The following is a 21678-nucleotide window of genomic DNA, read 5'->3' as shown; positions in this document are numbered from 1 at the left end:
ATGTTGTTATGCAGGAAACTGCGCTAAGAAACGCAGATCGCTTTCAAAGAAGAGACGCAAATCATCAACGCCGTAACGCAACATCGTCAAGCGCTCTAAACCAGAGCCGAAGGCAAAGCCGGTATAGCGCTCTGGGTCAATCCCCATATTGCGCAATACATTTGGATGCACCTGCCCTGCTCCAGAGATCTCTAACCAACGACCAGCAAGCTTCCCGCTACCAAAGGCCATATCAATCTCTGCTGATGGCTCAGTGAATGGGAAATACGAAGGACGGAAACGCACTTGCAATGCATTCGTTTCAAAGAAGGTTCTCAAGAAGTCTGTATAGACGCCTTTGAGATCTGCAAAGGAAACGCTCTCAGCTATCCATAAGCCTTCGACCTGATGGAACATCGGAGAATGGGTTGCATCACTATCTACACGATAGGTTCTGCCAGGCGCGATCACTTTGATTGGCGGCATTACATCGGCATTAGCGTATTTCTTAACATGCTCGCTTGCATAGCGTACCTGAATCGGGCTGGTATGCGTGCGTAATAACAAAGGCTTCTCATTGGAATCTTTGCCATCAATATAAAACGTATCCTGCATTGAACGCGCAGGATGATTTTCAGGACTATTTAAGGCGGTGAAATTAAACCAATCGGTTTCAATTTCAGGACCATCTGCTACATCAAAACCAATCGAGCGGAAGATCTCTTCAACGCGCTCCCAGGTGCGCATCACAGGATGCAAACTACCTACCGCTTGGCCACGGCCAGGCAAGGAGACGTCAATAGACTCAGCCGCAAGACGTTGCATCAACACGGCATCAGCCAAAGCTTGGCGGCGCTCTTGTAATGCAGCTTCTACTTGAGTTTTGATTTGATTTATTTGGGCGCCAGCACTCTTGCGCTCCTCAGGCGACATTCCACCAAGCGCTTTTAAACGCTCAGTGAGAACACCTGACTTACCGAGATACTTGGCTTTCGCGTCCTCTAGAGCTGCCGCATCGGCAGCTCCGAGGAAATCACGTTTAGCATCCTCGACAATGTGGTCGAGAGAAACCATTGCAGCTTAGTTTAGAAAACTAAGATTAAGCTGCAGCGTTTACTACGGATTTGATCCGAGTAACCAAAGCAGCAAAAGCCGCTTTGTCAGCAATGGCCATATCAGAAAGTACTTTGCGGTCGAGTTCGATCGCAGCTTTCTTCATACCATTCATGAATACGCTATAGGTCATGTCATGCTGACGAACTGCCGCGTTGATACGGGCAATCCACAAAGCGCGGAATACACGTTTCTTATTGCGACGGTCACGATATGCATATTGACCAGCACGCATAACCGCTTGCTTAGCAATACGGAATACGTTCTTACGACGGCCACGGTAACCTGTAGCAGCATCGGTGATTTTCTTATGACGGGCTCTTGCTGTAACCCCACGTTTGACTCTTGGCATTTAATTCTCCTAATCTAGTCTGAGGTTAAGCGTATGGAAGCATGGAGCGAATTGACTTAACGTCAGCTTTCGCAACTTCTGTGGAACCACGGAGGTGACGCTTATTCTTTGTGGTCTTCTTGGTGAGGATGTGGCGTTTGAAAGCCTGACCTCGTTTAATCGTTCCGCCTGCGCGAACCGTGAAGCGCTTTTTAGCGCTACTCTTGCTCTTCATCTTGGGCATAAAGCACCCCTTCAATTACTTGTGCAACATAGGTGGTAACCGACGGTTACTCTTCCTGTACCCAGAAGCACTTCAAACTACCGACACTTTTCAGTGCCTCCCTACATAAGAACCAGGTGAAACCTAGTTACTTAGCCTTACGAATGGGGGCCAATACCATCACCATCTGGCGGCCTTCCATCTTTGGAAACTGTTCGACTTGGCCGTATTCAACGAGGTCCAACTTCAAACGCTCCAACATTCTGACTCCGATTTCTTGGTGGGCCATTTCACGACCCCGAAACCGCAGCGTAATCTTTGTCTTATCGCCATCTTCCAAAAAGCGGATTAGATTGCGTAGCTTTACACCATAGTCACCATCATCAGTACCAGGGCGGAACTTCACTTCCTTCACCTGAATTACTTTTTGCTTCAGCTTAGCTTCATGCATCCGCTTGGCTTCTTGGTATTTGAATTTGCCGAAGTCCATGATGCGGACTACAGGTGGCACAGCCGTCGGAGCAATTTCAACCAAATCGGTTTCTTTCTCTTCTGCTAAAGCCAAGGCTTCACTCAACTTAACTACACCGATGGGCTCCCCATCGATTCCAATCAAACGCACTTCAGGAGCAGTAATTTCCCGGTTAATGCGTTGCAATTTTTCAGTAGCGATCTTCTTAATTCCTTTAAAAAAACAATAAAAACCGTTCTAACCCTAGCTAGGCTCGGGTCCGACTTTCTGGGATATATCCTGCTGGAGTCGGGCAACGAAGGCATCAAGAGGCATTACACCTAAATCCACTCCGCCACGGGCACGAACGGCCACCGTATTACTTTCAGATTCTTTATCCCCTACAACTAGCAAAAAAGGGATCTTCTGTAATGCGTGCTCGCGTATTTTATACGTAATTTTCTCATTCCGCAAATCAGATTCGACTCTAAACCCTTGTTTTTTCAGTAATTGCTGGACTTTTTGTGCATATGCAGCAGAATTTCCAGAGATATTAAGGACTACAGCCTGGGTTGGAGCCAGCCAAACTGGCATGTTTCCAGCGTGATTTTCGATCAAAATACCGATAAAACGCTCTAAGGAGCCCACAATTGCCCTATGGAGCATGACTGGAGTCTTGCGGCTATTGTCTTCAGCCACATATTCAGCATCCAGACGGGCTGGCATAGAGAAATCCACCTGAATCGTGCCGCACTGCCAAGTGCGCCCAATCGAGTCCTTGAGGTGGTATTCGATCTTTGGACCGTAAAACGCGCCCTCACCTGGTAATTCTTCCCATTCTTGGCCAGAAGCTTTTAATGCGCCACGCAGGGCTTCTTCTGCCTTATCCCAAATAGCATCATCACCAACACGCTTAGCTGGACGCAATGCAAGCTTGACGGCCACTTCAGTAAAGCCAAAATCCTGATACACAGCGCGCACTGCTTTATCAAATGCAGCCACTTCAGATTGAATTTGATCTTCAGTACAGAAAATATGACCGTCGTCTTGTGTGAAACCACGCACGCGCATCAGACCATGCAATGCGCCTGAAGGTTCATTGCGATGACACTGACCGAACTCACCAAAACGTAATGGCAACTCACGATAGCTATGCAAGCCAGAGTTATAAATTTGTACATGACCAGGACAGTTCATCGGCTTTAATGCATAAGCACGATTCTCTGACTCCGTCGTGAACATGTTTTCTTTATAGTTTGCCCAGTGGCCTGATTTTTCCCAAAGCCCACGATCCAAAATCTGTGGCGCTTTAACTTCTTGGTAGCCCTCTTGCTGATACACGCGTCGCATGTATTGCTCAACCTCTTGCCAAATCGACCAACCTTTTGGATGCCAGAAAATTAAACCAGGCGCTTCTTCCTGGAAATGGAATAAATCGAGCTGCTTGCCGAGGCGACGATGATCACGCTTCTCAGACTCTTCCAGCATATGCAAGTAGGCATCTTGATCTTCCTTGCGCAACCAGGCCGTACCGTAGATACGTTGCAACATCTCATTCTTGCTGTCGCCACGCCAGTAAGCACCAGCAAGCTTCATCAGCTTAAATACTTTCAGTTTTCCAGTAGAAGGTACGTGTGGACCACGGCACAAGTCCGTGAACTTACCCTCAGCATATAAGGACACATCTTCGCCCTGTGGAATGCTGGCAATCAATTCTGCTTTGTAGTTTTCGCCTTGCTTTTTGAAAAACTCGACAGCTTCATCGCGCGGCATGACGGTACGTAGTACTGGCTCATCTTTTTTGGCGAGCTCAGTCATCTTCTTCTCTAGGGCAACTAAGTCGTCCGGTGTAAAGGGACGGTGATATGAGAAGTCATAGTAAAAGCCATTCTCGATTACAGGGCCAATTGTCACCTGCGCTTCTGGGAATAATTCTTTTACGGCATAAGCCAATAAGTGTGCTGTGGAGTGACGAACAATCTCTAAGGCCTCTGGACTCTTGTCGGTGATGATGGCTAGCTGACTGTCTTTGTCGATTACAAAACTGGTATCGACCATCTTGCCGTCGACGATGCCGCCTAATGCAGCTTTTGCAAGACCGCTACCAATGCTTTGCGCAACATCTGCGACACGAACTGGGGCCTCAAACTCACGTTTTGATCCATCGGGTAGAGTAACTACAAGCATGACGACTCCATCTTATTTACTGAACTTCCGTTTTACTTCGATGACCTAAAAATAAAGCGCGGCAGCTTTTGGGCAACCGCGCTTTGGGTCCTATTCGTTGGTAGGCTCGATTGGACTCGAACCAACGACCCCCACCATGTCAAGGTGGTGCTCTAACCAGCTGAGCTACGAGCCTATACAGCCATAGAGTTTATCACCGGCGGCGCACTTGGGTGACCCCTTTAACCTCCTCTAGGCTATTTTGAACCAGGCGCAAGACCTCAGAATCCCTTACCTCAATCGTTAAAAGGATCTGGGCGAGACCTTTTTTGGCGGATTTACGCAGGTCAATTACATGTACACCTTGTCTAGTGAGAATCTCAAAAAGCTCCCGCATGAGCTCAGGACGATCTAAGCCAATGACCACCAAATCAGCTGGAAACACCCTTTTTTGGTCTTGATTGACAACTGGGTCAGCCGCAGAAGCAGTCCAGGCTGTTTGAATCACGCGTTCGGGCGCTCTTTCTAGGAGGCCTCTAAATGTTTTGCAGGAACGGCGATGAATCGACACGCCCCTACCCTGGGTTACGAACCCCGCAATAGCGTCTGGCGGAACTGGTCGGCAGCAACGCGCCAACTGCGTGAGCAATGAGTCCACACCAACAACCAAGACGTCGCCACCACGACCTGCTTTATGACTGCTACTACGCAAAATAATCTCAGGTGTGGCTGGCGCTACTTTTGTCTCTGGAATTGTTTCATGTTTAGGATCAACAGTCTTGGCAGATTGACCGACCTCTTCATCATCAAGCGCATTAAACCAAGCGCGAACACGTTGGCGCGCTCTTTGTGATCGCACATAATTTTTGTCGGGGCTAATCCAGTCTCTTGATGGACCGCCGTGCTTGACAGCAATAATCTCAACAGTCTGACCATTCTTTAATGCGGTCTCGAGTGGAACCATAGCGCCATCTACCCGCGCACCCCTGCAGCGATGACCCAGATTGGTATGTACGGCATATGCAAAATCAATTGGCGTTGAACCCTTCTCCAAGGAAATCACTTTTCCTAAAGGAGTGAGTACATAAATATGATCATCAATCTCATGATGCTTAAGCTGCTCCCAAGCATCCTCCTTCCAGGAGATAAGCTGACGAGCCCAAGCGATCTGCCTCTCATAGGCAACTTCAGCACTGTGCGTGCCCTGTTGATGATTCACGCTAGGCTTATTGGATTTGGCGGTATTGGGTGGCGTAGCCATCCCTACATAAGCTCCCTCTTTGTAGCGCCAGTGTGCTGCCAAGCCATACTCAGCCTGCTGATGCATCTCTTGCGTACGTACCTGAATTTCAAATGCAGTGCCATCATCATTCATGACCACTGTATGCAGGGATTGATAGCCGTTTGGTTTAGGCCTTGCAATGTAATCATCAAACTCACGAGGAACTGGTTGCCATACGTTATGAACGATACCCAGAACGGCATAACAAGACTTCACGTCTTCTACCAACACTCGGAACGCCCTAACGTCATACAGATTGGCAAAATCTAAAGATTTGCCTTCCATTTTTTTCCAGATGCTATAGATATGCTTTGGCCTTCCAAGTACTTCGCCTTCGATCTGCGCCGCCGTTAACTCTTCTTGCAATTGCAATACGATTTGATCAATGAATGATTGCCGCTCTATCCGTTTTGCATCGAGCATCTTAGCGATCTCACGATAGGTCTGCGGTGATAGAACACGAAATGCTAAGTCCTCCATCTCCCACTTCATTTGCCAAATACCCAGACGGTTGGCTAATGAAGCATCGATATTTAGAATCTCTTGAGCCCATGCTGCAGGCATTTCTATCTTTTCTTGTGTGATCCAGCGGAGGGTTTGCAAGCGGGAGGCAAGATAGATTAAAACTACTCGAAGATCATCACCAAACGCCAACAGCATTTTGCGCAACATCTCTTCTTGACCGGTGACACTTAGCCCACCATCATCACGCACCAGCTTTGCCTGGGCTTGACGTAAGCCACGATAGCCAATGAGTAACTTTGCAGACTCCTCACCAATGAGTTTAATAAGCGCTTCTTTGCCGTGTGTACGAGCAATATTGCTTGCTGCAGTTAATGTAGCCTCATCTAGATTAAGGACTTGCAGTATTTGTGAAACGCCAGCCGAATGGCGTTCGGCTGGCTCCCCATACCAGGCATCTTGAAATAGCGCTACTTTTTCTGGTTGAGGAGAGGCATTTGCCATTGGCAACTAGGAGTGATTAAGAAATAATTAACTGAAAAACTCTTTTGCTAAAGCAATTTGCTCTGGCTTCACGAAGGCGGGTGCATGACCGACATTCGGAATCTCAATGCTGCGGGCATAAGGATTGACCTTGCACATCTCTGCAACAGTAGCTGCTGATAACAGGTCTGAATCGCCGCCTCGCACAATCAACATCGGAATATGAATTTGCTTAAAGGCATGCCACATTGCCATTTCACCAGCCTTGGCCATGATTGGGTTTACTGATGCGAATGGCACAGCAATGTCCGGGTCGTAATGCATGATCCACTTGCCCTCTTTTTGAATCAACATAGGGCCGTTATAAATCTCCCACTCTTCTGAAGAGTGATCACCAAAAGTGGCACAGATTTCATTTAGGCGCTGGAGAGCGTGAGTACGATCTGCAAAAGTAAATGGTTGCCCCACATAAGAACCTAGACGCTTGATTGCCTCTGGCTCAATCTTTGGACCCACATCATTGATGATCATTCTCCGAATCGGAGAGTTAGGCATTGCGGCATAGACCATGCCAATCAAGCCGCCCATAGAAGTTCCCAGCCAATCCACTTGTGAAACACCCAACTTCTTCACCAGCGCGGCAATATCAGCAACGTACTGAGGCACGGCGTACAGCATTGGGTTAGTTAAGCGATCAGAGTCACCTCTACCAACTATATCTGGACAAACTACGTAATAGTCTTTGCACATCGCCTGTGCGAGAGTCTTAAAGTCACTGCCTCGTCGTGTCAGACCATGAACGCACAGCAGAACTTGATTGCTGGGGTTTCCCCAGGCGTGATATGCCATGCGATGTTTTTCATCACCATTTGAACAATCCACAAAGAAAGTATCTCCATCGTGGAATACATTTGCTAACTGAGCTTCATTGTGAATCTCATGACTTTCATCATGCTGATGATCGTGATCGTCACCCACCTCTTCTGGTTGTAATGTCACGTGATCAATGCCGTGCTTATCCAAAAGCATTGCATTGATTCTGGCCATAATTTCTGGCCACTCCTGCATCTCGGCAATCTCAATATGCCCAATCAAGGCTGGAAAGCTGGGAGTCATTTCCCACACATGCAGATCATGTACTGCCAGTACGCCTTGAATGTTCCTTAAATCGGTGCCTACTTGTAAGTAGTCAATATGAAGGGGGACGCCCTCCATTAAGAAGTGATAAGACTCATGAAGAATGGAGATAGTAGATTTCAGAATCAAGAGTGAAACCAAAATAGAGAGGATGGCATCAATTGGCATCCAGCCTGTTAGCTGAATGACAATACCTGCGATCAAGGCTGCTACAGAGCCTAGTAGGTCGCCCATCACATGAACTAAGGCAGCGCGAGTATTAACACTCTTCTTATCGCGCGATAACACCCAGGCCACTACGATATTCATTAGCAAGCCAATAGCAGCTACGACAGTCACTGTGAAGCCGTCTACTTTATGCGGATCATAGAAGCGGCTGATTGCCTCAACCACAATCCACACAACCAATGCCAGCATTGCAATACTGTTTACGAATGCAGCTAAAGCTTCTGCGCGACCAAAGCCAAAGGAATGTTTCGGAGAAGGCGGACGACGAGAAATGATTTGCGCCAACAATGCCAAGCCTAAAGCCGCCGCATCGGTCACCATATGACCAGCATCCGATATTAATGCTAATGAGTTAGCAAAATATGCTGCAGCACCCTCAACCCCTGAAAAACCCAAGGTAAGAATTAAGGCAATCAGCAACAGATTTTGATTTGAGACTTGCTTGCTATGGGTGTGCTGTGCATCACCCTTCTTGTGGGCATGTAAGGAAGGATCAGCCGCAGATTGATTCTGAGGTTTAGATGGCTTTGAGTGGAAATGATGGGAGCCCGACATGGTGAACCCATTATTCCATTAATTGATAACGCTGGTTAGAAACCTGTTGTATCAACAGGGGCTCCTGTCTTTGCAATAACCTCTTCCTTAGTCACGCCTGGAGCTAATTCAGTTAACTTCAAGCCCTTCGGGGTGATGTCAAGAACACATAGGTCAGTAATGATCTGGCTAATAACACCCACCCCTGTCAAAGGTAATGTGCACTTCGGCAAAATTTTGAGCTCTTCTGTGCCATCTTTTTTCTTTGCAACGTGCTCCATCAGAACAACAACATGTTTCACGCCAGCCACTAAATCCATTGCGCCGCCCATGCCCTTAACCATTTTTCCTGGAATCATCCAGTTGGCTAAGTCACCATGTTCGCTGACTTGCATTGCACCCAAAATTGCAATATTGATTTTGCCGCCACGAATCATGCCAAATGAATCCGCAGAAGAAAAGATTGATGAGCCAGGCAATGTTGTAATAGTTTGCTTGCCGGCATTGATTAAGTCAGCATCAATAGTTTCTTCAGTTGGAAATGGGCCAATCCCTAACAATCCATTTTCAGACTGGAGCCACACTTCCATGTCTTTGGGTACATGATTGGCTACCAAAGTTGGCATACCGATGCCCAAGTTCACGTAGTAACCATCTTTTAATTCTTTAGCAGCACGTGCCGCCATCTCATCTCTAGTCCAAGGCATTTCAATCTTCCTAAATTAAGCTTTTGCAGTCAGAGTGCGCTGTTCAATACGCTTCTCTGGAGTCTTGTGGAGTACCAAACGGTGTACATAGATGCCGGGCGTATGGATTTGATCGGGATGCAATTGACCGTTCTCGACAATCTCCTCTACTTCAGCAACAGTGATCTTGCCAGCCATCGCTACAACCGGATTAAAGTTACGTGCGGTATAGCGATAAACCAAATTTCCTGACTTATCCGCTTTCCAAGCTTTTACAAGAGAGATGTCAGAAACAATTGAACGCTCCATGATGTATTTTTCACCATCAAATGTTTTTTCTTCTTTACCGTCTGCAACCAAAGTACCAACACCTGTTTTGGTATAGAAAGCAGGAATGCCGCAACCACCAGCGCGTAATTTTTCAGCCAAGGTACCTTGAGGCGTAAATTCCAACTCCAGCTCACCTGCTAAGTACTGACGTTCAAATTCTTTGTTTTCACCCACGTATGAGGCAACCATCTTTTTTACCTGACGGGAATTGAGCAATAGACCCAAACCAAAACCATCAACGCCTGCATTATTAGCAATCGCAGTAAGGTTCTGAGCACCCAGATCTTTGACTGCCTGAATCAAAGCCTCAGGAATGCCACAAAGACCAAAGCCACCAACAGCTAATTTCTGTCCGTCTTTTAAGATATCCCTCAGGGCATCCACTGCCGATGGGTAAGTTTTATTCATAACTTTTGTCCTAATATTGCCAAAATGGGTAAAAAAGCAATCATAACGCTTCAGACTCCCTAAACTAGGCGGTCTTGGCACTGAATTGGTTTTTGGCAGTTAGAACTAAACTATTAGGGCTTAAATGCCCTATTTTTGAGAAATTTCGGAGAAATTGAATGAATGCTGCAGAGCTGGTAGCGCAATTTGGACCTAGAGACTCCATGGACTATGACCTAGTCATCGTTGGAGGTGGACCTGCTGGCTTGTCGGCCGCCATTAAAGCCAAGCAATTAGCAAACGCTTCCGGCAAAGAGATTAGCGTCTGCGTATTAGAAAAAGGTTCCGAAATCGGCGCTCACATTCTTTCGGGTGCCGTAATGGACCCAAAAGCGCTTACCGAATTATTTCCAGACTGGAAAGAGCTGGGTGCACCACTAGAAACCGAAGTCACCCAAGATCAGTTTTTATTCTTAACGAGCGATAACTCATATCAAGTTCCAAACTGGATGTTGCCGCATTGCTTTAAGAATGAAGGCAACTATATTGTGAGCCTAGCTAACGTGACACGTTGGTTAGGACAGCAAGCAGAAAATCTCGGTGTTGAAATTTTCCCCGGCTTCCCCGCTGCAGAAATTCTCTATAACGAGCAAGGTGCCGTATGCGGAGTCATCACCGGCTCAATGGGTTTGGATAAGGAAAGCAATCCAACAGATCAATTTCAGCTTGGCATGGAATTGCGCGGCAAATACACCCTCTTTGCTGAAGGTTCACGTGGTCATCTCGGCAAACAGCTCATCGCTAAGTTTGCATTAGATAAAGACGCTGATCCACAAAGCTACGGTATTGGCATCAAGGAGCTCTGGGAGGTAGAGCCCTCTAAGAGCAAGCCTGGACTGGTTGTTCACACTGCAGGATGGCCTCTTGAGAGTGATACCTATGGCGGTTCATTCCTCTACCATCTGGGTGACAACAAGGTTGCTGCTGGCCTGGTGGTAGGACTGTCTTATAAGAACCCTTACCTTTCTCCTTTTGAAGAATTCCAACGTTATAAATTGCATCCGAAGATTCGCGATACTTTTGAAGGCGGCAAACGCATTGCATACGGTGCACGCGCACTGACTGCAGGCGGTTTAAATAGCCTTCCTAAAACCGTATTCCCAGGTGGCGCTCTGATTGGTTGCGATGCTGGCTTCTTGAACGCTTCACGCATTAAGGGAAGTCATGCCGCAATTAAGACCGGCATGCTTGCTGCTGAAGCTGCAGTAGCCGCGATTAATGAAAATCGCTCCGAAGATGTTTTGTCTGCATATCCAGCAGCATTCCAAAATAGCTGGTTACATACCGAGCTCAATCAAGCACGTAACTTCAAGCCATGGATGTCCAAGGGGCTCTACCTTGGCACATTAATGGTTGGGCTAGAACAAAAGTTATTGGGTGGCAATATGCCGTGGACCATACATTTAAAGCACGCCGATCATGAATGCCTCGAGCCAGCAGCACAGCACAAGCCAATTGACTATCCAAAGCCAGATGGCAAGCTTACATTTGATCGCCTCTCTTCTGTATTTATCTCCAATACCAACCATGCTGAGAATCAACCGATTCATTTAACTTTGAAGAATGATTCTGTGCCGGTAGATATCAACCTCAAAACCTATGCAGGTCCTGAGCAACGCTATTGCCCTGCCGGTGTGTATGAGTATGTGGAAACGGATGGCAAGCCTCGTTTGCAAATTAATTCGCAAAACTGCGTGCACTGTAAGACTTGCGATATTAAAGATCCAACTCAAAACATCATCTGGGTTACGCCCGAGGGCGGCGGTGGCCCCAACTACGCATCGATGTAAATTAATGCAACACAGCAAACCCCGGTTAGATGCCGGGGTTTTTTATCTCAACACGATTAAATAAATAGCGTTATATTCAAACCATGATGATCCTACACACTATGCTGCGCGTCGGCGACTTAAATCGCTCTGTTGATTTCTACACCAAAGTTTTGGGCATGAATTTATTGCGCACGACAGAGCGTCCTGAGCAGAAATATTCATTGGCTTTTGTGGGATACGGTAAAGGCAATGGTGACGGCCAATCCGAGATTGAGCTTACCTTCAACCACGGCGTTCATTCCTATGATTTAGGCACAGCATACGGACACATTGCAATCGAAGTTCCTGATGCTTATGCCGCTTGCACAGCCATCAAGGCTGCAGGTGGCAATGTCACTCGTGAGGCCGGTCCAGTTGCTGGTGGAGATACCATCATCGCCTTCGTTACCGACCCCGATGGCTACAAAATAGAACTCATTCAGCGCTAATCGTGGCTCCGCCCGATTCTTTTCAATTAGAAATACTCGATCGCTTAAGCGATATCCCCAGTAATGACTGGAACGCCTTGCTTCCTGCAGATGCAGGACCTTTTCTTCGCCATGAATTTCTCAGTGCGCTAGAAGAAACTGGTTGCGTTGGCGGCAATACAGGTTGGCAAGTTGCGCACCTTCTTTTACGAGATGATCAGAGGCTGATAGGCGCCCTACCTCTCTACCTAAAACAACATTCTTACGGAGAATTTGTATTTGACTGGTCGTGGGCACAAGCTTATGAGCAGCAAGGAATGCAATATTTTCCCAAAGCACTCTGCGCCATTCCATTCACCCCAGTTCAGGGCTCAAGGATTTTGAGTCTTAGTGGGGACGGTATTGATGCTAGCGGAGTTGCTAGGCGTTTGATAGAGGGTCTAAAAGCTTTGGTTCTGCAAAACGATTTGTCATCGGCGCATGTATTGTTTCCCTATGCAACCGAATTAGAGGCTTTGAAGGAGCACGGTTTTATGTTGCGTGACTCTGTGCAATTTCATTGGCATAACCAGGGCTTTGAAAATTTCGAGCATTTTCTATCAGCTCTTACGATGAAGCGTCGAAAAAATATTCGGCGGGAACGCGAACAGGTAGCGCGAGAGCTTATTAGCTTTAGACACATCCCTGGAGAGTCTTCAACTAATGCCGATTGGGAGTTCTTCTATCGGTGCTATGCCAATACCTATTTAGAGCATCGCTCTAGCCCTTATTTGAATGAGGCTTTTTTTAAGCTATGGGCGCAGCGCATGCCTGAGAATCTGCACCTCATTATTGCTGAGCGCAATGGCAGTCCAATCGCCTCATCATTGCTGGTGGTTGACCCTACAACCTCGAAGGCTTATGGAAGATATTGGGGTGCTATTGAGCATGTGCCCTGCTTACACTTTGAAACCGCTTACTATCAGGCGATCGAATATTGTATTTCTCAAAAGATTCAAACTTTTGAAGGTGGGGCCCAAGGAGAGCAAAAGATGGCACGCGGATTTTTACCTAAGACTATTCAATCTGCCCATTTCATTGCCGATCCGCAATTTGCTAAGGCGGTAAAACACTTCTTAGATCGTGAGCATCAAGGTATTGGCGCCTATGTTGATGAGCTCGCCGAGCACAGTCCTTTGAAATCGTCTAAAGTACAGCCATGAATTCTGAAGACACCAAACCGGCCCTGCAAGATGGCTCTCATTCTCTCTCCACTGGGGATGCAGACTCTGACTCGCCTTGTATCGGTGTGTGTACTACGCTATACGATGAAATCTGCCAAGGGTGTGGGCGAACACTTGGCGAAGTGAGTAATTGGGTATTCTTTTCTCAAGAAGAAAAAGATTCTGTATGGCAGCGCATTCGAGCAGAAGGTACTGCGACTCGCTTTCAACGACAGGCCAAAGAAAATAAGCCCACTTAGGGGCTTATTTATGGGCTTATTTATGGGCTTATTTTTTAATTGCTTAGGACTGTCTTAGCCCTCAAGCGCTTGGCTACGCAAATACTCTTCGTAAGTGCCTGAGTAATCGGTAACCGTTCCATCCATCTTCACCTCCAAGATGCGATTCGCTAAAGCAGATACGAACTCACGGTCATGAGAAACAAATATGAGCGTGCCATCGAATTTCTCAAGTGCAATTTGTAAGCTCTCGATTGATTCCATATCCATATGGTTGGTTGGCTCATCCATTGCCAAGACGTTATATTTTTGGAGCATGAGTTTGCCCCAAATCATTCTGCCCTTTTCACCACCAGATAGAACCTTAACGGACTTGCCAATGTCATCACCAGAGAACAAGAGACGACCTAATGTGCCACGGATGACTTGATCATCGTCGCCAGTGTTGCGCCACCAATTCATCCAGTCCATGAGCAATTCGTCTTTGGCGAACATCTCGGTATTGTCTTGAGGCATCACACCAACATTGGCGTTCTCAGCCCATTTCACATCACCGCTATCGGCAGCAATACCTTCAAAGCGCTTACTCAAGATTGTTTTTAATAGGGTTGTCTTACCAGCACCGTTTTGACCAATGATGGCAATTTTCTCGCCAGCGCGCACGCCTAATTTGAAATTCTTGAAGATAACGCGGTCATAAGCTTTGGTCAGTGCATTGCACTCAACTGCCATGTTATGCAACTTCTTCTCAGTGTCAAAACGTATGAATGGATTTTGACGTGAAGAAGGCTTCACTTCAACAATCTCAATCTTCTCCAGCTGCCTCTGACGTGAAGTCGCTTGACGAGCCTTCGAAGCATTTGCAGAGAAGCGCGCCACGAAAGCAGCTAATTCAGCAATTTTTTCTTTGGCTTTTACGTTATTGCTTAACTGTTGTGTACGAGCCTGCACCGATGCCAACATATAGGAGTCGTAGTTGCCTGGGTAAACCTTTAAGGTTCCATAGTCCATATCGGCCATGTGCGTACAGACTTCATTGAGGAAGTGACGGTCATGGGAAATGATCACAATGGTGCTCTTAATTTGATTCAGGATGTCCTCAAGCCAATGAATGGAATGAATATCCAAGTTATTGGTTGGCTCATCTAGCAACAAGACATCTGGATCGGAGAACAATGCTTGCGCAAGCAACACACGCAACTTCCAACCTGGGGCAACATTGCTCATAGGCCCGTTGTGTTGTTCGATAGGAATGCCAATACCCAATAACAATTCGCCTGCTTTAGCTTCTGCTGTATAGCCACCGTATTCAGCATACTTACCTTCAAGCTCGGCAGCCTTCATGTAATCTTCATCAGTAGCGTCTGGATTAGCGTAGATTGCATCGCGCTCAGCAGCAGCCCTCCACATTTCTTCGTGACCCATCATCACTACATCTAGTACGCGCACATCCTCGTAAGCAAATTGATCCTGACGCAACTTACCCAAACGAATGCCAGGATCCAAACTCACATTACCGCTGGTTGGCTCGAGCTCGCCACCTAAAATTTTCATGAAGGTCGATTTGCCGCAACCGTTTGCGCCGATCAGACCATAACGATTACCGCCGCCAAACTTCACGGAAATATTTTCAAACAGAGGCTTTGCCCCAAACTGCATGGTGATATTAGATGCTGACAGCACGGATGTTTTCTAGCTTTCTGAAATTCAATTGGATAGTTACCCCCCGACTTTGGGGGCAAAGACCGTTATTTTAACGGCTTAGAGGTCTTTGTTGGCAGGAAGCTCGAGGTCTTGCTTAGACTTTGACCCTAAATGGGGTGAAATTCGTATGAATATCATAGAAATCCTCATTTTCCTTACGCTTAAGGAAGTTCACGACCCAATAGGTCATCGGGGTTGCCAGAACTTCCCAGGAGGTCTTCAGGACGTATTGAGCCAGCGCTACCTGAATGATTTCATGGGTTGGCCAGATACCATAGAAAGCCAACACATAGAAGAATGAAGAATCAACCATCTCCCCTACCGCGGTAGAGCCAATCGTCCTCATCCACAGAAAGCGCCCCTGAGTCCAAACTTTCATTTTGGCCAAAACATAGCCATTTACAAGACTGCCACACCAAAACGAGAACATGGAAGCTAAGGCAATACGCCATGAATTACCAAAAACCGTTTCGAGGCCTTGCTGGTAATTGGCCATATATTCACCTGACGCTACTGGCAAGGCGATGACAATCTGCGCCATGATGGCTGCAAATGCGAGGGCAGCAAAACCTGCCCAAACCGCCCTGCGATCGTAGGCGTATCCGTAGACCTCGGTGAGAATATCGCCAAAGAAATAGGCAATTGGGAAAAATAGGATTCCCGCACCAAACGGAACGGACCCAAAGTACGGCAAATCCACTACCGCCGCCTTGCCGGCACCAATAAAATTCGAGCACAACAAAACGACCACAAAGGCGGCCAAAATGAGGTCGTAATAGCGATGATGTCTTGGTAAGTCCATAAGTGCAGAAAAATGGATAATACAAATAAGAATATCTGCATTCCTGGAAATTCGCAGGGAGCGGACCTAAAGTAACGATCACACCGAATAGAGGATGACAAGGCAATGAGCAAAAGTAAGGCAAGCTTTAACTGGGCAGACCCCCTGCTTCTCGATACCCAGCTAACTGAAGAAGAGCGCATGGTTCGTGATGCAGCAGCTGAATACGCTCAAGGACGCCTCATGCCACGCATTCATGATGCTTACCGCAATGAAACAACTGACCCAGCCATCTTTCGTGAAATGGGTGAACTTGGTCTATTGGGTATCACTATTCCCGAACAATACGGCGGAGCAAATCTGAACTATGTTTCTTACGGTTTGATTGCTCGTGAAATTGAGCGTGTTGATTCTGGTTACCGTTCCATGATGAGTGTGCAGTCCTCCTTGGTCATGGTGCCCATTAATGAATTTGGTAGCGAAGCACAAAAGCAAAAGTATCTGCCTAAATTAGCGAGCGGCGAATGGATTGGTTGCTTTGGTTTAACAGAACCAAACTATGGTTCCGATGCTGGCGGCATGATTACTCGTGCCAAGAAAGTCCCTGGTGGATTTTCATTAACGGGTTCGAAGATGTGGATCTCCAATTCCCCAATTGCTGATGTATTTGTAGTGTGGGCGAAAAATGATGAAGGCATTATTCGTGGCTACATCCTTGAGAAAGGCATGAAGGGCTTAAGCGCTCCAAAAATCTCCGGCAAGATGGGTCTGCGCGCCTCCATCACGGGTGAAATCGTAATGGATGAAGTATTCGTGCCAGCTGAGAATGAATTCCCTGAAATTGAAGGCCTCAAAGGCCCCTTCACCTGCCTTAATTCAGCTCGTTATGGCATCGCCTGGGGTGTTTTGGGAGCTGCTGAATGGTGTTGGTATGCCGCTCGCCAATACACCATGGATCGGAAGCAATTTGGCAAGCCACTAGCCGCCAATCAATTGATTCAAAAGAAATTGGCTGACATGCAAACTGAAGTTACTCTTGGTCTCCAGGGTTGTTTGCGTTTAGGTCGCATGAAAGATGAAGGCATTGCTGCTCCAGAAATTACTTCCATCATGAAACGCAACTCTTGTGGCAAATCTTTGGACATTGCTCGTATGGCACGCGATATGCACGGTGGCAATGGTATTTCTGATGAGTACGGCGTTGTGCGTCACATGCTCAACTTAGAAGTTGTGAACACCTACGAGGGTACTCATGACATTCACGCCCTCATTCTGGGTCGTGCGCAAACTGGCATTCAAGCGTTCAGTTAATCGGCTAACTCAGAACCAAGCTCAGAAACGATGGCCTTTGCTGCTTTGGCAAAGGCCTCGTCGCTATCATCTTCTAGTTGTACAAAATTCTCGATCTTGTATTGGGGAAAGTTCCGCACAATTGATGATTGGTATGAGGGGTCGTAATGCCTTACGAGCAACTCTTCAACCAGCTCTGGAAAATTACCCGCATCAATAGCTTCATTCCATTTGGAGATTTGCACTTTTCCATAATGGGTAGTGAGCAAAGCTAACTTCTGCTTGAAATTATCGGTATCCGTTAAGAAGTGATGATATTCACGAATCAACCAAGAAACTCGAGTCTGCGTGCTCGACCGCAATTCGATACAGGCACCATTGCGAATCTTTTCCATCAAGGCATCAGGTACGTGTAAGCCCCCTACCTTTTTGCTTTCAGACTCCACAAATACGGGCTTAGAAGGATGAAGCAAACGCAAGGCGTTCCACAAGGCAGTCTCAAAGCCTTTTTGCGAAGGCTGGTCTTCGTTGGGCTCGTTACCTAGCACTGAGCCGCGGTGCACGGCCAAGCCCTCTAGATCTAGAATTTGAGCGCCTAGAGCGCCAATATCCTGTAGGACTCTTGTTTTGCCGCTCCCCGTCATTCCACAAATAACCTGAAATGAAAATTGTTTTGCAGCATGGTCCAGGCCGTCAATGACGGTTCTTCTAAATCCCTGATATCCGCCCTCGAGCTGTTTAGCTTTCCAGCCAATGCGATTGAGAATATGGGTAAACGCACCACTTCTTTCGCCGCCACGCCAGCAATAAATTAACGGACGCCATTCACGGGGGAACTCTAGAAAGTGACTCTCTAGGTGTGTAGCAATATTTTTAGAAACTAAAGCGGCGCCAAGTTTTTTGGCCGCAAAAGGAGATTCTTGTTTATAGAGCGTACCAATTGTGGCGCGCTCCTCGTTATTCAAAACCGGATAATTGACTGCGCCTGGAATATGATCCAGCGCAAACTCAGCTGGAGATCTGACATCAATCACTAAATCAAACTGATCTAACTCAGATAAAAATTGATCAGATCTGAGAATGTGCGGATTACTCGGTTGCACGGTAGGCTAGCGCAACTTCTCTAATACATGCTCCGGCCATGGAGCAGACTTATTGGTAGTGAGATCAACCCAAACCATAGTGGCACCACCAATAGCAGCCTCCACTTCGGGTGAGGTAGTTAAAGCCATACTGGTGTAGAGATCAAGACTAGTTCTACCAATAGCACCAATTGAAGTCTTCAAGATCAACTCGCCTGGAAAGGTGAGCTGCTGATAAAAATTACAGAAGCCATTGAGCATCAACATCGACTCACGACCAGGAGCAACATCGTAACCCATGGAAGTAATCCACTCGCAGCGCGCTTGCTCCATATACCGAAAGTAAATAGTATTGTTAACGTGCCCATACGCATCCATATCACCCCAACGAATGGGCATGATCATTTCATGAACCAGTTTTCTCTCTTCTGGAATGGTGATGCGCATAGATTGACGAAAGCTTTGTTAACTTAACCCACTTGCAGCGCAAGTTGATATAGATTAGTTGAGCGCGCACCAGAACGGCAGAATGCTAAAACTGGACCAGGCATTGTCTTTAGCAAACGCGCCATCTCTCTCACTTGTTCAACAGTCATAGCGCTAGGCACGACTGGTAAATAAGCGTAATTCAATCCCAATTTTTCTGCTTCCGCTTGAATGCTTGCACTGGTTGGCTGGTCTGGACCACCTTCACCATCAGGGCGATTATTAATTACGCTCTTATAGCCCTGCTGAGCAATTTCAGCCAAGTGACTTGGATCGATCTGACCGAGAGTGCCAAACTGGTCGTTATGGCAAGAAATTGGAAGACTCATGAAACCCTCTACATTCAGTAAATATGTGATGGGGTTGATTTTAAATCAGGCGCGACTTAGATGTTTGGTTTGGCTCTATGGGCAGTAAAGAAACGCTCGCAGATTTCCATACCTACAAGCATTGCAATGACAAACACCAAGGCTTTGAGGTGACCAGCGCCCAAAGCCACTAGGGCTGGACCAGGACAAAAACCAGCAATGCCCCAACCTGCACCAAAAATGAGGCTGCCAACAATGAGCGGCTTCGTGATATCCCTACGAGTTGGGATATGCAAGGCGCCACCAAAAAAAGCTTCCGTTCTTTTACTAACTACGTAAAACCCGCCAAGACCTACTATGACCGCACCCAACATCACGAACATCAATGAAGGATCCCAATTACCAGCTAAATCTAAGAATCCCAAGATCTTCTGGGGATTACTCATGCCCGAGATGATCAAGCCCCAACCAAAGAGGACGCCAATAGCGTACTGACTCAAAAGACCAAAATGTTTTTTCATCTTAGACTCCGATCAAATGACGAAGAATAAAAACAGTTAAGAAGCCTGCGCCCATAAAGGAGAGCGTGGCAACAAGAGATCGCGGCGATAAACGCGAGAGTCCGCAGATACCATGCCCACTTGTACAACCAGATCCATAGTGAGCACCAAAGCCAACCAGAAGACCGGCAATCACAATGGCAATCCAGTCGGATTCAATTTCTACAACTGGGAATATTCCAAAAAATAGTGCCGCCATAAATGGCGCCGATACCAAACCCAAGACAAGACTGACACGCCAGGCTGAATCAGTCAGCTTGGGGTGTAGCAATCCAGAAACAATGCCGCTGATGCCCAAAATACGGCCATGCAGCAGTACGTAGAGTGCAGCAGCAATACCAAGGATCATTCCACCCAATAAGGAAGGGATGGGCGTGAATGAGAACCAGTCAATTTGCATTATTTAATCTAGCAATCTATAAAATTAGCTGCAAGGGTTAGGGGCAAGACGTTTTTGCAAGTAACGCAAGCCTAAATAAGCTCCGAAAATAAATCCTGGTAATGCCAGTAATGATCCCAGGGCTAGCGTTGAAATACCACTCAAACCCTGCCCCACTGTACAACCTAAAGCGGTCACACCACCAAAGCCCATCAATGCAGCACCGACCAAATGATTCGCAGTGTCTTCAGTGTTGCGGAAGGATTCCCAGCGAAATGATTTTGTCGCAATAGAAATCACAGCCGACCCCAAAATCATTCCCAAAACAGCCATAATGCCAATTGTTATCACTTTCGAGGTATCGCTGTACATCATTAACCAGTCAAGTGAATAGGCGTAAGGCGCTACAAAAGACAAACTTTCCATACGCCCCGAGTTCGTAAGCAAAAAAACTTCTTCTAAAGTATTTGGATCTTCAGCAACAAAACCAAGATTGCCTGAGACCCACCATACGGCACAAATTGCCAAACCAACTGAAATGCCAGCAAATAGATTTTCAGCAGTCCAAAATGCTTTACTCACCAAGGCATATGTAATAAATGCAGAGCCAATGATCAACCCGAGAGCCAGATGCAGGGTTGGACGAGCAACGCCCAGAGGCGCACTTAAAAGACTCGGAAGATCCTGTGGAGTATTAAATGCAATAAAGAAAGTATCCAGGGTATTAATGCGAATAACACCTAAGAACCCACGCATCGTCATATAAGCCGTTAGACCCAGCACCATAAACACAACGATAGACTTTAAATTACCGCCGCCGATACGGATCAAAGTTTTGCTGCCACAACCTGAAGCCAAAACCATCCCGATGCCGAACAAAATGCTGCCCACAATTGTGGAAAGCCATAAAAATTTGCTTCCGGTATACATACTCTTCAGAGGATCAATCCACCCGAAATAAGACATTAAAGTAAATCCAATAATGGCAACGCCAATAGCCAGGAACCACTGCTTCAGACGATCCCAACTAGACATAATGAATACATCTGATACGGCACCCATGCTGCAAAAACCTGTCTTTTGCATGACTGCACCAAGAAAAAAGGTAATGGCAAAGGTTGCCCAAAGAACTGACTGACTTAAAGATTTAATATCAACAACATCCATAGCGACTGTATCTTGAAAAATTAAGGTTTAAATTTATAAAACTGCTGATTGAGAAACGCAGTAACGTCTGCCTCATCCTCGGGAAATAAATCAAGGCGGAGCTCGCTGTTACAGAGTGCAACCATCTTCTTTAAATTGGCTAGTGATTTCACTTTGCCATCGGAGCGGGTGTAAATCATGTCGCCGTTACCAAAGCCACTTTTCTTGGCGTGGCAGGCGTAGCATTTTTGCTGATCGATGACCTTACCATTCGCCAAATCCGGAGCAGCAATCACTGGCACGCTGAAAAGCATACCGATCACGGCTGTAGAGATGGATCGAAGAAAAGTCATTTTCATTACAAATCAAGGATTTAGCATTAATTGTCTATTTTAAGGCCCAATGGCTGA

23 protein-coding genes and 1 tRNA gene are annotated in these 21678 nt (G+C 46.7%); 5 read left to right on the top strand and 19 right to left on the bottom strand.

Annotated features, from left to right (window positions below; genetic code table 11):
- Window positions 1–6 precede the first annotated feature (6 nt).
- The 10 genes from pheS to AOC21_RS04200 form a co-directional block, all read right to left on the bottom strand.
- Window positions 7–1053 (bottom strand): phenylalanine--tRNA ligase subunit alpha, encoded by a 1047-nt coding sequence (gene pheS / locus AOC21_RS04245; RefSeq protein WP_215392526.1) that lies wholly within the window; start codon window positions 1051–1053, stop codon window positions 7–9.
- A gap of 25 nt (window positions 1054–1078) precedes the next feature.
- Entirely contained in the window at window positions 1079–1444 is a 366-nt protein-coding gene (gene rplT, locus AOC21_RS04240) for a 50S ribosomal protein L20 (protein WP_011902675.1), read from the bottom strand.
- 25 nt (window positions 1445–1469) lie between these two features.
- Window positions 1470–1667 (bottom strand): 50S ribosomal protein L35, encoded by a 198-nt coding sequence (gene rpmI / locus AOC21_RS04235; RefSeq protein WP_011902674.1) that lies wholly within the window; start codon window positions 1665–1667, stop codon window positions 1470–1472.
- A gap of 127 nt (window positions 1668–1794) precedes the next feature.
- Window positions 1795–2319: a translation initiation factor IF-3 gene (gene infC / locus AOC21_RS04230; protein ID WP_174249837.1), complete on the bottom strand. Its 525-nt coding sequence runs from the start codon at window positions 2317–2319 to the stop codon at window positions 1795–1797.
- A 42-nt stretch (window positions 2320–2361) separates the two neighbouring features.
- Complete coding sequence (thrS, locus tag AOC21_RS04225; protein WP_215392525.1) at window positions 2362–4284, bottom strand: threonine--tRNA ligase; 1923 nt, start codon at window positions 4282–4284, stop codon at window positions 2362–2364.
- A 98-nt stretch (window positions 4285–4382) separates the two neighbouring features.
- Window positions 4383–4459: transfer RNA gene (locus tag AOC21_RS04220), tRNA-Val, on the bottom strand.
- An 18-nt stretch (window positions 4460–4477) separates the two neighbouring features.
- Complete coding sequence (locus tag AOC21_RS04215) at window positions 4478–6511, bottom strand: bifunctional (p)ppGpp synthetase/guanosine-3',5'-bis(diphosphate) 3'-pyrophosphohydrolase (RefSeq protein WP_215392524.1); 2034 nt, start codon at window positions 6509–6511, stop codon at window positions 4478–4480.
- 27 nt (window positions 6512–6538) lie between these two features.
- On the bottom strand, window positions 6539–8410 hold the full coding sequence (locus AOC21_RS10190) for an alpha/beta fold hydrolase (protein WP_215392523.1): 1872 nt from the start codon (window positions 8408–8410) through the stop codon (window positions 6539–6541).
- A 35-nt stretch (window positions 8411–8445) separates the two neighbouring features.
- Entirely contained in the window at window positions 8446–9096 is a 651-nt protein-coding gene (locus AOC21_RS04205) for a CoA transferase subunit B (RefSeq protein ID WP_068321494.1), read from the bottom strand.
- A 15-nt stretch (window positions 9097–9111) separates the two neighbouring features.
- Window positions 9112–9813 (bottom strand): CoA transferase subunit A, encoded by a 702-nt coding sequence (locus AOC21_RS04200; protein WP_215392522.1) that lies wholly within the window; start codon window positions 9811–9813, stop codon window positions 9112–9114.
- 158 nt (window positions 9814–9971) lie between these two features.
- Between AOC21_RS04200 and AOC21_RS04195 the strand changes: the two genes are divergently transcribed.
- From AOC21_RS04195 to AOC21_RS04180, 4 genes are all read left to right on the top strand, one after another.
- The gene (locus AOC21_RS04195) at window positions 9972–11642 is read left to right on the top strand and encodes an electron transfer flavoprotein-ubiquinone oxidoreductase (protein ID WP_215392521.1); all 1671 of its coding nucleotides are present in this window, start codon (window positions 9972–9974) and stop codon (window positions 11640–11642) included.
- 83 nt (window positions 11643–11725) lie between these two features.
- Entirely contained in the window at window positions 11726–12112 is a 387-nt protein-coding gene (gene gloA / locus AOC21_RS04190) for a lactoylglutathione lyase (RefSeq protein ID WP_215392520.1), read from the top strand.
- A 2-nt stretch (window positions 12113–12114) separates the two neighbouring features.
- On the top strand, window positions 12115–13293 hold the full coding sequence (locus AOC21_RS04185) for a GNAT family N-acetyltransferase (RefSeq protein WP_215392519.1): 1179 nt from the start codon (window positions 12115–12117) through the stop codon (window positions 13291–13293).
- The gene (locus AOC21_RS04180; protein WP_215392518.1) at window positions 13290–13553 is read left to right on the top strand and encodes a DUF1289 domain-containing protein; all 264 of its coding nucleotides are present in this window, start codon (window positions 13290–13292) and stop codon (window positions 13551–13553) included. The genes AOC21_RS04185 and AOC21_RS04180 overlap by 4 nt, the downstream gene beginning before the upstream one ends.
- A 54-nt stretch (window positions 13554–13607) precedes the next feature.
- On the opposite strand, the gene AOC21_RS04175 is transcribed toward AOC21_RS04180, so the two are convergent.
- Both AOC21_RS04175 and AOC21_RS04170 read right to left on the bottom strand, forming a co-directional pair.
- On the bottom strand, window positions 13608–15215 hold the full coding sequence (locus AOC21_RS04175; protein ID WP_215392517.1) for an ABC-F family ATPase: 1608 nt from the start codon (window positions 15213–15215) through the stop codon (window positions 13608–13610).
- 115 nt (window positions 15216–15330) lie between these two features.
- Entirely contained in the window at window positions 15331–16038 is a 708-nt protein-coding gene (locus AOC21_RS04170; RefSeq protein WP_215392516.1) for a queuosine precursor transporter, read from the bottom strand.
- 105 nt (window positions 16039–16143) lie between these two features.
- Here AOC21_RS04170 and AOC21_RS04165 point away from each other — a divergent pair, with 105 nt between their 5' ends.
- Complete coding sequence (locus tag AOC21_RS04165) at window positions 16144–17328, top strand: acyl-CoA dehydrogenase (RefSeq protein ID WP_215392515.1); 1185 nt, start codon at window positions 16144–16146, stop codon at window positions 17326–17328.
- Here the strand turns inward: AOC21_RS04165 and mnmH are convergent.
- The 7 genes from mnmH to AOC21_RS04130 are packed head-to-tail and all read right to left on the bottom strand — an operon-like array spanning window position 17325 to window position 21621.
- Complete coding sequence (mnmH, locus tag AOC21_RS04160; RefSeq protein ID WP_215392514.1) at window positions 17325–18410, bottom strand: tRNA 2-selenouridine(34) synthase MnmH; 1086 nt, start codon at window positions 18408–18410, stop codon at window positions 17325–17327. The two genes, AOC21_RS04165 and mnmH, sit on opposite strands and share 4 nt — an antisense overlap.
- Window positions 18411–18416: 6 nt before the next feature.
- Window positions 18417–18836 (bottom strand): thioesterase family protein, encoded by a 420-nt coding sequence (locus AOC21_RS04155; RefSeq protein ID WP_215392513.1) that lies wholly within the window; start codon window positions 18834–18836, stop codon window positions 18417–18419.
- 23 nt (window positions 18837–18859) lie between these two features.
- Window positions 18860–19204, bottom strand: coding sequence for a TIGR01244 family sulfur transferase (locus AOC21_RS04150; protein ID WP_215392512.1), 345 nt, complete (start codon window positions 19202–19204; stop codon window positions 18860–18862).
- Between the two features lie 56 nt (window positions 19205–19260).
- Window positions 19261–19704 (bottom strand): YeeE/YedE family protein, encoded by a 444-nt coding sequence (locus AOC21_RS04145; protein ID WP_215392511.1) that lies wholly within the window; start codon window positions 19702–19704, stop codon window positions 19261–19263.
- 1 nt (window position 19705) lies between these two features.
- Window positions 19706–20143 carry a YeeE/YedE family protein gene (locus AOC21_RS04140; RefSeq protein ID WP_215392510.1) on the bottom strand — a complete coding sequence of 146 codons (438 nt, stop codon included), beginning with the start codon at window positions 20141–20143 and terminating at the stop codon, window positions 19706–19708.
- Between the two features lie 24 nt (window positions 20144–20167).
- Window positions 20168–21289, bottom strand: coding sequence for a YeeE/YedE family protein (locus AOC21_RS04135; RefSeq protein WP_215392509.1), 1122 nt, complete (start codon window positions 21287–21289; stop codon window positions 20168–20170).
- Between the two features lie 20 nt (window positions 21290–21309).
- A complete protein-coding gene (locus AOC21_RS04130; protein WP_251371574.1) occupies window positions 21310–21621 on the bottom strand; it encodes a hypothetical protein in 312 nt (103 codons plus the stop codon).
- Window positions 21622–21678: the final 57 nt, after the last annotated feature.

The organism is Polynucleobacter sp. VK25, from assembly GCF_018687355.1.
GTDB lineage: Bacteria > Pseudomonadota > Gammaproteobacteria > Burkholderiales > Burkholderiaceae > Polynucleobacter.
The sequence above is the reverse complement of the archived record's forward strand: the minus strand, read 5'-3'. Positions and strand labels throughout refer to the sequence as shown.